Here is a 13,881-nt window from a genome sequence, read left to right as displayed (position 1 = left end):
ATCCTTCGCTGGAAGGATGCTTATCGGAAAGTCCTGCCGGTTTGGCCTGGGCTTTTTTGTCTTTGTAAAAGGATATATCCAACAGGCCATTTATGGTACAGTTTTTATAAAACATTCAAGGGAATTCGTATCGGGGGAAGGGTTATGAACGAAAGGGATTGGCATATTTTAAAGGTGTTGCATGAACACAGGAATATTACTAAAACGGCGCAAAGTTTATATATCTCGCAACCTTCTTTAACGAAACGGATTCAACAAATGGAGAAGGAATTCAATCTGAAGATTGTGGAGCGGGGAACTAGGGGAGTGCAGTTCACCCCTCAAGGTGAATATTTGGCCATCTGTGCAGATGAGATGCTGATCAGGCTCCGGCAGATAAAAGAGACAGCATCCAATATGGGTCAGGAGATCAGTGGAACATTACGGCTGGGTGTTTCCAACTATATTACGCTGCATAAGTTGCCAGGCCTGCTGAAAATATTTCGTGAGCGATTTCCTAAAGTGGATTTCCATGTGACAACTGGCTGGAGTAAAGAAGTGCTGGACCTCATTTATAAGGAAGAAGTGCATGTCGGGATTGTTCGGGGGGACTATCAATGGTCAGGATCAAGGCATCATCTTTTTGAGGAAACCATTTGTATTGCTTCCAAGGAAGAAATCGATGTCCGGAACCTGCCTTTCCTGCCGAGGATCGATTATGGGACAGATGCCCTTTTGAAAACAATGATCGATAATTGGTGGAGAGACAATTTTTCCGGACCTCCTTTGGTGGGTATGGAAGTGGACAAAGGGGATACATGCAAGGAAATGGTCAGGAATGGCCTGGGATATGGCATCCTCCCCAGTGTTTTATTGGAGAAAGACCAAAACCTCCGTCAAATGGACCTTAAGGACAAGCAAGGTAATCCCCTTATCAGGAATACGTGGATGTTATATCATGGAAAGTCGCTGGAATTAAAACTGGTCAAAGAGTTTGTCGAATTTGTCAAAGGCGTCGATTTCATGAGGGATATTTAACGGGAAGCGCAGAAATGCTTTTTTATCATTCCTTTTTTGAATGGATAACGATAATTTATTGGTATTTTAATTATGGTCATCCCGGCATTATGATAGATGGGAGATGTAAATCATCAGGAATTTGCCTAAGGAATGGAGAGGAAGTCAAGTGAGTGTCCTGTTTCTGATCGTATTGAATGTCATTGTACCGGTTTTTTTCCTTATAGGGGCGGGGGCCATTCTGCATCGTAAATTCAAGTTGGATATGAATACGCTGTCTAAATTGAATCACTTCCTGCTCATGCCCGCCATTAGCTTTGTCAATATCTATCAAAGCAAATTGGGCGGGGGGATGATCGTCCAGATATTCAGCTTCCTTGCTCTTCAAGCAGTAAGTCTCATCATCGTGAGTACAGTGGTAGCAAAACTAGCCAGGTTTGATCAAAGTCTTTCGGCCACGTTTAAAAATAGTGTAGTCCTGAATAACTCGGCCAATTTCGGGTTACCTGTCAGTCAGATGGTTTTTAATGGAAACCCCCTTGGCCTGTCGATCCAAGTCATCGTGATCATTTTTCAAAACCTGTTGACCTATACCTATGGATTGATGAATTCTGTTTCCGTCCATACAAAAAGTGCGAAGGGTGCCATTCGCGAGTTCTTGAAGAACCCCGTCATTTATGCTTTATTGCTTGGTTTAATATTACATTCCGTTTCTTTCGAAATCCCTCTGTTCTTATGGACCCCGATTGATAATATCGCGAGTGCCTTCATAGCCATTGCATTGATTACATTAGGTGCACAGAGTGCCTATTTGAAAATAACGCATTTCCCGCTTCCGCTTATCCTTAGCTTGGCGGGGCGTTTAATACTCTCACCATCCATCGCCTTCCTGATCATTCTCATGCTGGGCTTGGAAGGGACTGTCGCCCAAGGGTTGTTTATCGCAAGCTCATTTCCCACATCCAGAAACAGCGCATTATTCGCTTTGGAATATGACAACCATCCGGAGTATGCGGCACAGGCGGTTTTGATGTCGACTTTATTCAGCAGCATAACGGTAACGATGGTCGTGTATCTATCAAAAATACTATTCTAGCAGGGCTGCTCAAAAGTTTGTCTGCAGTTTGAAGTATTTGTAAAATCGAACCGCGCTTTCCGCGGCGTTCTTTACGCCTGCGGGGTCTCCCTTGGACACGCTTTTACCGCAGGAGTCTCAATCACTTTATTTCATTTAGATAGAACCCCTTTTGTCTGCAAACTGGGACTGCTCTGAAGGAGCAGTCTTTTCCCCTTTTCCTGCGATAAAACTTTATGAACAATATGAAGGTTTTGGAATTTATGCATTTTAGTTGGGCAATCATTGAAAGCGAAGATATTTTTGTAGAATTAAGAAAACGCTTTCAAAAGGGGGATTACTATGTTTTCTCGTAAAAAGATATCAGCGGTACTATTGGCAGGTTCGTTAGCATTAAGTTTAGGTGCATGCAGCAGTTCGGGGACATCAGGAGAAAAGAAAGAAGATACAGGTTATCCGAAAAAAGCGATAACGGTCGTTGCTCCTTCGGGTGCAGGCGGGGGATGGGATTTAACGGCCCGTTCATTTACAAAGGTCTTGGGTGAGACGAAATTGGTGAACCAGCCATTGACCGTAGAAAACAAACCCGGCGGCGGGGGCGCTGTCTTCATGGCGGATTATGCAACACAGCAAGCGGATAATAATGACATGCTGTTCGTTAATTCACCGCCTGTCATCATCAATAACCTTAAAAAAGAAGGCAACAGTCCTTATGGATATAAAAATACGACTCCTTTGGCGCAGCTGACAAAGGATTATGGGGCGATAGTGGTAAAGGCGGATTCTGAATTCAAGGATTTGAAATCAGTGCTTGAAGCGGTGAAGAAAGATCCGCGTAAGCTGACCTTTGCAGGGGGATCGGCACCGGGATCCATGGATCATTTGATTTCCATTCTTCCAGCCTATGAATATGGCTTGAATCCAACCGAACTTAAATACGTTTCTTACGACGGTGGCGGGGAAGCGATTACGGCATTGCTTGGCGGAAATGCGGATGTGATCGGAACGGATGCATCCAGTGTCAGGGAATTTTTAAAAGCAGGAAAGATTAGAGTGTTGGCCGTAACCTCGAATGAACGTTTAGGTGGGGATCTTAAAGACATACCGACAGCAAAGGAACAAGGGGTCGATGCTGAATTCACGATTTGGAGAGGCGTTTTTGGACCTCAGAATATGTCTGGTGAAGCGAAAACCTTTTGGGACGGAACCATTGAGAAGCTAGTTGAAACTTCTGAATGGAAAAAGGAAGTGGAAGTGCAGGGATGGGAACAAGAATATAAAAATAGTGAAGAATTCAGCAAGTTTTTAGTAGAACAGGAGAAACAGGTGCAGCAATTATTGAAAGCTTTAGGCATGGAAAAATAATCGGGAAGAAGGGGGTGCTTTCACCTTCTTCTTATTTTCTGAAATGGGGGGATTGTGATGGATGTTAAATTTGATCGCTTTGCTTCTGCAGCCTTTCTGGCTGTCGGAGTGCTGTTTATGATAGGAAGCAGGAAACTGGCCAGTTCTTCTTATGGAAGTTCGGTAGGACCGGACATTTTCCCTTTTGTATTGGGGCTCGTTCTTTCTCTTTTAAGTATTCGCCTGTTCTATGAGGCATTTCGGGGCAAGGGGCAGGAATCACGTAAGGAAAAGCTGCAATATAAGCCTTTTATCATCATTCTGCTCTCCACCTTGATTTATGTTTTGACGTTGGAAACGATAGGATATGTCATTACGACCTTTCTGTTTTTGTTTGTTTGCTTTCAAACGATGGAACGGAATAAGTGGGTGACATCGCTGATCATTTCCGCAGGTTTTTCCGGAATCATCTATTATTTATTCGTGAATGTGTTAAAGGGAACACTGCCGGGTTGGCCAATCTGGTTTTCATAAAAGGAAGGGGGATGTGAAGTGGGCACTTTTGATTATTTAATGCATGGATTTGAAACGGCACTAACTTGGTATAACATACTATTTGCATTTGTCGGAGTATTGATCGGTACGGCGGTCGGCGTTTTGCCGGGGATCGGGCCGATGAGCGGTGTGGCTCTTTTAATTCCGGTAACCGCTTCAATTACAGGTGGACTTCCTCCAGAGCAAGCGGCAACAAGCGCCATTATATTACTTGCAGGTGTTTATTATGGAGCGATGTATGGAGGATCGACAACTTCAATCCTATTGAATACACCTGGCGAATCTTCTTCTGTCGTCACCACATTGGATGGCTACCAAATGGCCAAGAAGGGAAGAGCCGGGAGTGCTTTATCCATTTCGGCGATCGGTTCCTTCGTCGGAGGGATCGTCACCCTTATCGCCATGATTGCCTTGGCTCAGCCATTATCGACGATTGCCATTAAATTCGGTCCGGCGGAGTATTTTTCACTCATGCTTCTAGGGTTGGCGGCAGTCAGCGGCCTTGCGGGAAAATCCGTAACCAAGGCACTGATCATGACGGTTTGCGGTTTGTTGATCGGGACGATAGGCATTGATAATGTTTCCGGGATCGCCCGTTTTACATTCGACATTCCTTGGCTGTATCAAGGGGTCGAATTCCTGACGATCGCTGTTGGTCTATTCGCCCTTGGGGAAGTATTCAAGACAATCTTGGAAAAGGACGAGGATGATGGGGAAATTGCAAAGATCAATAATTTGATTCCTTCCAAAGAAGAATTCAAGGAATCTGCGGGGCCGATTGCGAGGGGATCGCTCTTAGGTTTCTTTGTAGGAATCCTGCCGGGTGCAGGGGCCACTCTTGCTTCCTTCTTCTCATACCTTATGGAAAAACGGATTTCAAAAAAACCTGGTAGATTCGGTACAGGGGCGATCGCTGGTGTGGCTGGTCCTGAAACGGCCAATAACGCGGCTTCTGGCGGAGCGATGATACCATTATTGACGCTGGGAATTCCGGGTTCCGGTACGACGGCGATTTTAATGGGGGCGCTCATGATGTACAATGTTCAGCCAGGTCCATTATTATTCGAGGACCATCCCCAGGTGGCTTGGGGACTTATCGCCAGTATGTTCATCGGGAATCTGATGCTCCTCATCCTTAATCTCCCGCTCGTTAAGGTGTTTGCGAAAATCATTGAAACGCCAAAGAAATATTTGATTCCGATCATTATCGCGATTTCCATTTTTGGTGTTTACGCGGTACAAGTATCGACTTATGATTTAATGCTATTACTAGGGTGCGGGGTCTTGGGATACTTCTTAAGTAAAAATGATTATCCAATCGCCCCGTTGGTATTAGGCCTGGTTTTAGGGCCGATGATAGAAAACAATATGCGCAGGGCACTGACGATATCCGATGGGGATTACAGTTTGTTTTTCACTCGGCCGCTTTCGCTGACCTTCCTGATTGTAACGGCATTATGGCTGCTCATTCCGGTTTTACTTAAGAAGAGAGGGAAGGATGTTGTCATCAATATTGAAGGTTAATCGATATTTTCTGAATGTTGCGAAATAACCCCTTTTTTAAAGGGGTTATTTTTTATATGATGTAAGTAGAGGTGATTGAATGCGTTTACACACCAAGTTGATGCTGGGCATCTGTACGTTAATCATCTTAATGGGTGGAATCTTTGAAGTTATTTTCATAAATATCCTGGAAAATAACCTGAAGCAGGAAACAGGGGAAAAAGCATTGTCAGTTGCCCAGACCATTTCTTTGCTGCCTGAAATTAAACAAGCTTTTCGAACGGATCATCCTTCTGTAATCATCCAGCCCATCGCGGAAAGAATTCGCAGGCAGATCGATGCGGAATTCATAGTAATAGGAGATGAGAATGAAACACGGCTGTCCCATCCAAATCCCGACTTGATCGGAAAGAAAATGGTTGGGGGAGATAACGCCGAGGTTTGGGATGGGAAATCCATCATCACGGAGTCCACTGGCACATTGGGACCTTCCATAAGGGGGAAATCCCCGATAATCGCCAATGAAAAGGTCATTGGTGTCGTCTCCGTTGGCTACCTACAGGATGATATTGAAAAAGAAGTGTCCAGTATACAAAGAAAGATCGTCTTGATCATCTCTTTTATATTAATCGGCGGTTTGTTGGTGGCCTTTTTCATTTCATTCAATATAAAAAAGGCGATATTGGGTCTGGAGCCGAAAGAGATCGCCTGGATGTTTCAAGAGAAGCATGCCATTTTGGAATCCATTCATGAAGGCATCATTGCCATTGATGTTCATGGGAAAATCACGGTCGTCAATGAAACGGCGCATAAAATCCTTCATATTCCTAAAGACGTCATGCTTCGCGGACAAAAAATCGAAGAAGTCATAACGCATACACATTTACTTGATGTAGTAAGCACGGCACGGGCCGAATATGATCAGGAATTCATGATTGACGGTGAAGTTTTTTTGGCAAGCCGGATCCCCATTTTGAATGGACAGGGGGAAATCATCGGTGCCGTTGCAAGTTTGAGAAATAAATCGGAGCTATCCAATCTCCTTCAAGAACTGTCACATGTAAAGGCGTATGCAGAAGGGCTTAGGGCCCAGACACATGAATATTCCAATCGGCTTTATACACTGCTGGGCTTGATTCAACTTGGTTCATATAAAGAAGCGATGGATTTCATATCGAAGGAAGTCGATGTGACCCAGGGCTTCCTTCACTTTCTGATGAAGGAAGTGCCCGATCCGATCATTGCGGGGTTCATCTTAGGGAAGGTAAGTTTAGCCAGCGAACTGAAAATTGATTTTACCATCGATAGAGAAAGCAGTTTTAAAGATATTCCGTCCGAAATAGATCGGGATTTATTAGTGACGATCATCGGCAATCTCATCAATAATGCCTTCGAAGCTGTACGGGAAAACGAAAGGGAGGAAAAAAGGGTATCGTTGTTCGTCACGGACTTGGGTAAAGAGTTGATCATAGAGGTAGAAGATAATGGAAAAGGGATGAGCTCAGAGGTTACCGAACTGATTTTCCGGAACGGTTTTACGACGAAAAGCCATCAAACCAATTCAGGTATAGGTTTGAGCCTTGTTCAGGAAGCAATTGATGGTTTAGGGGGTTATATCACTTTTTCGACGAAAGAAGGGGAATATACGATCTTTACCGTAGCTATACCAAAAGACAGAGGGGGATTAAATGATGGGCCATCGCGCTATAGAAGTTCTGATCGTCGAGGATGACCTGCGGATTGCCGAGATACAAAAGCTATTCATCGAAAAGCTTGAGGGGTTTCAAACGATCGGGATCGCTTCAAGCTATGACGAGGCTAAAAGCTTCATTGAAATCATGCAGCCGGATCTATTGCTGCTCGATATGTATTTTCCGGATATGAATGGGCTCGATATCCTGAAAGAAATCAAGCAGCAAAGCAAACAAATGGATGTCATCATGATAACGGCGGCTAAAGAAATCGAAAAAGTCCAGGAAGCCATCAAGATCGGCATATTTGATTATATAATCAAGCCTGTTGCATTTGAACGTTTCAAGCAGTCGTTACACAGGTATCAAGAGTATCACATTAAACTGTCTGAATTGGAAAAGGGCAATTTTCCCGTAACGCAGCAACAGGTGGACAAGCTTTTGCGAAAGGAAATGAAAGAAAAAGAGAGGGAACAAACTTCACTGCCAAAAGGAATCGATCGGATGACTTTGGAGAAGGTGATGGTTGTGTTGGGGAAATCTTCCCCGGGGTTAACTGCGGAAATAGTGGCGAAGGAAATCGGGGTGAGCAGGACAACGGCAAGGCGGTATCTGGAGCACTTGATGTCAGAGGAAAAAATTGATGCCGATTTAACATATGGCACGGTAGGACGACCTGAACGGGTTTATGCCATCAAGATATAATGGGTTCGCCAAAGGCGGATCTTTTTTTATTTGATCGCATAAATGCAGGCGATTTCTTGGAATCGGATTGATGGGAAATTCACGTTTTTTTGCAGTTTAAAAATGATGAATGAGGAAAAAATACGTGTGAAAAGTTTTGATGCAGACAAGTATATGACAAGTGTCATGGCAGGTATTTGACGTTTATGACTATAGAAAGTCGATTATTAATCCTATACTTAAAGCAGAGATGCCGACATATTTTTTCGAATTAATGCATTCAAACACTCCATATATTTTAAGAGGAGGAAACCATGAGTAACCATAATCAAAGACAATTGAGAAAAGATATTGCCCCTTTTGAAAAATCCAGTACTAAATCAAGCGTGAAACAGCTCATAAATACATTTCCGCCATTTTTCCTGTTATGGTTTTTAGCTTATCAAAGCTTAACCATTTCATACTGGCTGACACTTGCATTGGCCGTCCTTGCTTCTGGATTCGTAGTCAGGATTTTCATCATTTTCCATGATTGCTGCCATCAATCGTTTTTCAAAAGCAGGAAAGCGAATAGCGTCCTGGGTACAATCAGTGGGATCGTTACATTATTTCCGTATGAGCAATGGAAGCATAGCCACTCCATACATCATGCAACAAGCAGTAATTTAAACAAACGCGGTACAGGGGATATTTGGATCATGACCGTTGATGAATATATCGCCGCTTCATTCTGGGGGCGTCTTGCTTACCGTTTATATAGAAATCCGATCGTCATGTTTGGATTGGGTCCATTTTATCTATTTCTTGTATCCAACCGTCTGAATAAAAAGGGCGCTAAAAAGAAAGAACGGATGAATACGTATTTGACAAATGCTGCAATCGTGGCAATTTATGGTCTTTTATGCTTGGCTATCGGATGGCAGGCATTCCTGATGATTCAGGTACCGATGCTTTTTGTAACGGGATCACTGGGCATCTGGCTGTTTTATGTACAGCATCAGTTCGAAGATTCTTATTTTGAAGAGGAATCTGAATGGGATTACGTGAAGGCTGCCATTGATGGAAGTTCTTATTATAAACTTCCAAAGGTTTTGCAATGGGTAACCGGTAATATCGGTTTCCACCACGTGCATCACCTTAGTCCAAGAGTGCCAAACTATAACTTGGAAAAAGTCCATGATTCCACCCTGCCATTGCAGCAGGCAACGACAATCACCCTTAGTTCAAGTTTAAAATCGCTTCGCTTTCGCCTTTATGATGGGGAAAACAAGACGTTTGTAAGTTTTAAAGAGATTAAGGAACGTCTAAATGAAACAAAGTCTAAGATGGAAACCAATAATAAACGTCCAAGTCTGCAAGAAAAATAAATAGTTCATCAAAAAACCATTCGATTCCCATTGGATGGTTTTTTGATGAAACTCCTTAGTATATACTAGGGTAAAAAGAAATAGAGGCGGCGCCATGCAAAGTTGGTATCATATCTTTCCGAAAAACACAGGGCTGAGCCCTTATGTCTGGATCATTTTTTGTATCCTTCCTTTTTATTTCATCTTCAAATCCTCTTCGATGTTGGAGATAGTCTTTGGAATCGTCATGATCATTTTGTTTTTCATATCATATGGTCTCTCATTCGTTTCGAAGGGATGGCCCGTATACGTGTGGACGGCGATACAAATAATCATTTCCATATCGATGACCATATTTTTCAGCTACATTTACTTTTCACTCTTTTTGGCATTCTTTATTGGGAATGTTCAAAATAAGGTTGGCTTTTTCGTATTATATTCAATCCAGCTATTGGCAACCATCGTGTCTGTCAATATTGGCTTCATCATGAAAGACCCTACCTTCTTTTCGCAATTTCCCTTTATGCTCATTTGTGTCGTAGGCGTGATCCTTCTCCCTTTCAACACGTATAATCGGAACAAACGGGGTATGCTGGAAGAACAATTGGAGGACGCCCATAAACGAATATCAGAGCTTGGCAAAATGGAAGAACGTCAGCGGATTGCCCGTGACTTACATGATACACTTGGACAAAAGCTGTCTTTGATTGGCTTGAAAAGTGACCTTGCAGGGAAATTGATCGATTTGAATCCGGAGACAGCCAAGAAGGAAATCAAGGATATTCGTCAAACGGCGAGGACGGCACTCAAGGAAGTACGTGAAATGGTGTCGGAAATGCGTGGGGCGAAGCTAAGCGATGAAATCATCCGGGTCAAGCAAATATTGAAAGCCGCAGAGATAGAATTCAATTTGGAAGGCACCACGGAATTGAGAGATACCCCATTGCTTGTTGAAACGGTTTTGAGCATGTGCTTGAAGGAAGCTGTGACCAATATCGTCAAGCATAGCGGTGCGGACTGCTGTAATATCGTCATCGAAGAATTACAAACAGGGGTGACGATCACAGTACAGGATAATGGAGTGGGACTTTCACATCGATCAGAGTATATTAAAGGAAATGGACTTCAAGGAATGAAAGAAAGGCTCGAATTCGTTAATGGCAGCCTGGATATTAGATCAACAGATGGAACGACACTGTATATAAGGGTTCCGAATGCTATAAAAAATAATGGATAGGTGGGATTAACCTTGATTCGAATCGTAATTGCCGAAGATCAGCGGATGCTGCTTGGTGCGCTAGGTTCCATCCTTGATTTGGAAAGTGACATGGAAGTTGTCGGAAAAGCGAGCAATGGGGAAGAAGCAATGAATCTCGTCAATCAATTAAAACCGGATATCTGCATAACCGATATTGAAATGCCAGTTAAAACCGGGCTTGATGTAGCGGAGGAGATCAAGGATCAGGGCCACCAATGCAAAGTCATCATTTTGACCACCTTTGCACGTCCTGGGTATTTTGAAAGAGCAAGAAAGGCCGAGGTAGGCGGATATCTTCTCAAGGATAGCCCTAGTGAGGAACTGGCGAACTCGATCCGTGTCATCATGGATGGGCGGCGCATTTATGCTCCCGAGCTGGTGGATATGGCTTTCGAAGAAGAAAACCCTTTGACTGAAAGAGAGAGCCAGGTGCTTAAATTGATCGCAGATGGTAAGACCACAAAGGAAATCGCAAGCCAGCTTTATCTGACCAATGGAACGGTCCGTAATTATATATCAGTCATCCTTGATAAATTGGATGTAAGCAACCGCGTTGAAGCGATCGTAAGATTCAAGGAAAAGGGCTGGTCAAAAGATTGAACAAAGCGTAAATCCCTGGAGGTTTTGCAAATCAAAAAAGCACAGTGTCAGGATTGAAATATGGTATATTAATTTCTATTACATAAGGAAAGAGGATGACCATTATGCAAAAGGCTACATTTGCTGGAGGCTGTTTCTGGTGCATGGTGACACCATTTGAAGAACAACCGGGGATTGGGGGAATCATATCCGGTTATACGGGAGGACATGTTGAAAACCCGACTTACGAGGAAGTGAAGACGGGAACTACGGGGCATTATGAAGTCGTGGAAATCACTTTCGATCCTCAGTTATTTCCTTATGAAAGATTGCTGGAATTATATTGGCAGCAAATCGATCCAACCGACGATGGCGGTCAATTCCATGACAGAGGAAGCCAATATCGGACGGCCATCTTCTATCATGATGAAGCTCAAGAAAAACTGGCCCTTGAAGCGAAAGAAAAGGTAGCAGCCAGCGGGAAGTTCCAAAAACCAATCGTAACGGAAATCCTTCCGGCCCAAACCTTTTACCCTGCCGAAGAATACCATCAAGGCTATCATAAAAAAAACAAAGATGATTATAAAGCGGACCGTGCGAAATCGGGACGCGATGAATTCATTGGCCAGCATTGGAACGGTGAATGAAATGGATCGGGTGTGTTATCACATCCGGTTCTTTTTATTGTCCTTTTAAAGGTACAAAAATTAAATTCATTATTTTATGCGGAGGGGTCAATTTCTCATGATATTTTCATATTTCTTCAGTACACTAAGGGGTAGGTGGTGATGATCATGAATAAGAGAATTTTAATAATAGAAGATGAAGAAAAAATAGCGAGGGTCCTTCAGCTGGAACTTAATCATGAGGGTTATCAAACAGAATCGGCTTTTACGGGAAAGGCAGGTCTGGAAAGGGCGGAAGCCGAAGAGTGGGATTTAATCTTATTGGATGTAATGCTGCCCGAGTTGAATGGCATAGAGGTACTAAGGCGTTACCGGAAAAAGAATGGATCGACACCGGTCATCCTTCTGACCGCAAGGGATGCTGTGCCAGACAAGGTGAACGGCCTGGACCATGGCGCGAATGATTATGTAACGAAGCCGTTTGAAATTGAAGAGCTGCTGGCACGGATCCGTGCTTGTTTTCGTACCCATGTAAGGGAGAGTCAATCAGAAGGGGAAGCGGATGAATTAAAGATCCATGATCTGAAGCTGAACCTTGGTACTAGGGACATTCACAGGCAAGGCAATAGGATTGAGCTGACTTCACGTGAATTCGATTTGCTGGTTTATCTTTTGCAAAATAAAAATCAAGTACTTTCAAGGGAGCAAATCCTCACACATGTATGGGGATATGACTTTGCAGGGGATACGAATGTGGTTGATGTGTATATCCGTTATTTGCGCAAAAAGATAGATTATCCCTTTGAGCTGCAGCTCATCCATACTTACCGCGGGGTGGGTTACAGCCTGAAGGAGCCCGTATGAAGATTCGGACGAAAATCCAATCGTATTCCAGTCTTTTTTTAAGCGTCATGCTCATATTGTTGAGTATCATCGTTTTAATCGCCTTCCTTTGGATATCGTTAGAGAGGGAACGGGATCTGCTTGAAGATCAAGCTTCATTAATCGAAGAAAATATCCTGACGAAAGATTTGATTTCCGGTGATTCCGATTTAATGGAGCCGTATATCCCGGACGATGGAATGGTGCGGATATTCGACATGGATGGAAGGCTGGTAAAATCATTTACGGATGAAGAGGACCTCAAGGGGCTTGCGGTTAAATCCATTAACGAGAAAGGATATGATTTTGCCAAAGCTGACGGTGAATATGTATTGACCTACCGTTATCCTTATCCTGATGAGGGGAAGAAACTGGGGATGATCGAGGTCACACAGCCGCAGGATACCCTTCTTGATAATTTATCGACGCTTGCCCTCGTTTTGGGCGGTGCATCCCTTTTTGTCATTCTGTTATCGATACTTGCCGGTAAGTGGCTGGCCAACCTGATCCTCAAACCGATATCGGTCATGAGCGGAACGATGAAGGATATTGAGAAAAGCGGGGAATTCAAACGGATACCGCTATCGGATCAATCAAAGGACGAGCTGCAGGTGATGGGAGCGGCATTCAACAGGATGATGGAAAGGCTGGAGCGGAATTATAACCAACAGCAGCAATTCCTTTCAGATGCCTCACATGAATTGAAAACACCGATTACGGTAATCGAAAGCTACTCCTCTCTATTGAAACGCTGGGGAATGAAGGATCAGGCTATTCAGGAAGAGGCAGTGGAGGCAATCCATCATGAAGCCGTCCGGATGAAAAAGCTGACGGAACATCTTCTGCAGTCAGCTTCCCAAACGGAACCTTCAGAAGATGTGGAAGGAAAAATAGAACTCATTTCGTTTTGTGAAGGGATTGCCCAAACATTCAGAAGGACGGGAAATCGTGAAATAACGATAGAGTCAGAGTTTAAGGAAATCTATGCAATGACCATTTCCAGTAAGCTTGAACAGGTAATTGTCATCCTATTGGACAATGCAATGAAATATAGTGAATCAAGTATACAGATCATGATAAAACGGCAGGATAATGAAATTGTCATCGGTGTGAAAGATCACGGCGGAGGGATATCACCAGAACATCTCCCACATGTATTTGACCGTTTTTATCGCGTTGATTCATCAAGGGCAAGGAAAACGGGAGGCAATGGGCTCGGGCTATCCATTGCCCGGACGCTTGTAGAGTCATTCGACGGTAAATTGGAGATTCAAAGCGAGGTGGGAGAGGGAACGTTGGTGACTCTTACTCTTTCTCATCAAATTCTAATCTAACGCTCATG

13 protein-coding genes are annotated in these 13,881 nt (G+C 43.5%); all 13 read left to right on the top strand.

The annotated features are described in order from the left end of the window. The first annotated feature begins 144 nt into the window (after positions 1–144). The 13 genes from MHB45_RS22765 (at position 145) to MHB45_RS22705 (ending at position 13,873) form a co-directional block, all read left to right on the top strand. On the top strand, positions 145–1,017 hold the full coding sequence (locus tag MHB45_RS22765) for a LysR family transcriptional regulator (protein ID WP_048688088.1): 873 nt from the start codon (positions 145–147) through the stop codon (positions 1,015–1,017). A 148-nt stretch (positions 1,018–1,165) separates the two neighbouring features. After that, on the top strand, positions 1,166–2,092 hold the full coding sequence (locus MHB45_RS22760) for an AEC family transporter (protein WP_034310023.1): 927 nt from the start codon (positions 1,166–1,168) through the stop codon (positions 2,090–2,092). Positions 2,093–2,413: 321 nt separating this feature from the next. After that, a complete protein-coding gene (locus tag MHB45_RS22755; protein ID WP_034310025.1) occupies positions 2,414–3,436 on the top strand; it encodes a tripartite tricarboxylate transporter substrate binding protein in 1,023 nt (340 codons plus the stop codon). A 57-nt stretch (positions 3,437–3,493) separates the two neighbouring features. Beyond that, positions 3,494–3,949: a tripartite tricarboxylate transporter TctB family protein gene (locus MHB45_RS22750; protein ID WP_048688092.1), complete on the top strand. Its 456-nt coding sequence runs from the start codon at positions 3,494–3,496 to the stop codon at positions 3,947–3,949. Positions 3,950–3,967: 18 nt separating this feature from the next. Continuing rightward, positions 3,968–5,494, top strand: coding sequence for a tripartite tricarboxylate transporter permease (locus tag MHB45_RS22745; RefSeq protein WP_202186168.1), 1,527 nt, complete (start codon positions 3,968–3,970; stop codon positions 5,492–5,494). A 79-nt stretch (positions 5,495–5,573) separates the two neighbouring features. Beyond that, positions 5,574–7,205, top strand: coding sequence for an ATP-binding protein (locus tag MHB45_RS22740; RefSeq protein WP_048688096.1), 1,632 nt, complete (start codon positions 5,574–5,576; stop codon positions 7,203–7,205). Beyond that, positions 7,162–7,869 carry a response regulator gene (locus MHB45_RS22735; RefSeq protein WP_072272272.1) on the top strand — a complete coding sequence of 236 codons (708 nt, stop codon included), beginning with the start codon at positions 7,162–7,164 and terminating at the stop codon, positions 7,867–7,869. The genes MHB45_RS22740 and MHB45_RS22735 overlap by 44 nt, the downstream gene beginning before the upstream one ends. Before the next feature lie 293 nt (positions 7,870–8,162). Beyond that, a complete protein-coding gene (locus MHB45_RS22730) occupies positions 8,163–9,215 on the top strand; it encodes a fatty acid desaturase (RefSeq protein WP_340908111.1) in 1,053 nt (350 codons plus the stop codon). Positions 9,216–9,309: 94 nt separating this feature from the next. Next, positions 9,310–10,431, top strand: a complete 1,122-nt coding sequence (locus tag MHB45_RS22725) for a sensor histidine kinase (RefSeq protein ID WP_048688106.1) — start codon at positions 9,310–9,312, stop codon at positions 10,429–10,431. Positions 10,432–10,443: 12 nt separating this feature from the next. Beyond that, positions 10,444–11,052, top strand: a complete 609-nt coding sequence (locus MHB45_RS22720) for a response regulator transcription factor (RefSeq protein ID WP_034310044.1) — start codon at positions 10,444–10,446, stop codon at positions 11,050–11,052. 104 nt (positions 11,053–11,156) lie between these two features. Next, the gene (msrA, locus tag MHB45_RS22715; RefSeq protein ID WP_048688109.1) at positions 11,157–11,678 is read left to right on the top strand and encodes a peptide-methionine (S)-S-oxide reductase MsrA; all 522 of its coding nucleotides are present in this window, start codon (positions 11,157–11,159) and stop codon (positions 11,676–11,678) included. 147 nt (positions 11,679–11,825) lie between these two features. Next, positions 11,826–12,521, top strand: a complete 696-nt coding sequence (locus MHB45_RS22710; protein ID WP_048688273.1) for a response regulator transcription factor — start codon at positions 11,826–11,828, stop codon at positions 12,519–12,521. Beyond that, on the top strand, positions 12,518–13,873 hold the full coding sequence (locus tag MHB45_RS22705; protein WP_048688112.1) for a sensor histidine kinase: 1,356 nt from the start codon (positions 12,518–12,520) through the stop codon (positions 13,871–13,873). The genes MHB45_RS22710 and MHB45_RS22705 overlap by 4 nt, the downstream gene beginning before the upstream one ends. The last annotated feature ends 8 nt before the right edge of the window (positions 13,874–13,881 follow it).

This window comes from Peribacillus sp. FSL K6-5616 (genome assembly GCF_038008245.1).
GTDB lineage: Bacteria > Bacillota > Bacilli > Bacillales > DSM-1321 > Peribacillus > Peribacillus frigoritolerans.
Note: the sequence above shows the minus strand (reverse complement) of the source record. Positions and strands in the feature narration are given on the sequence as shown.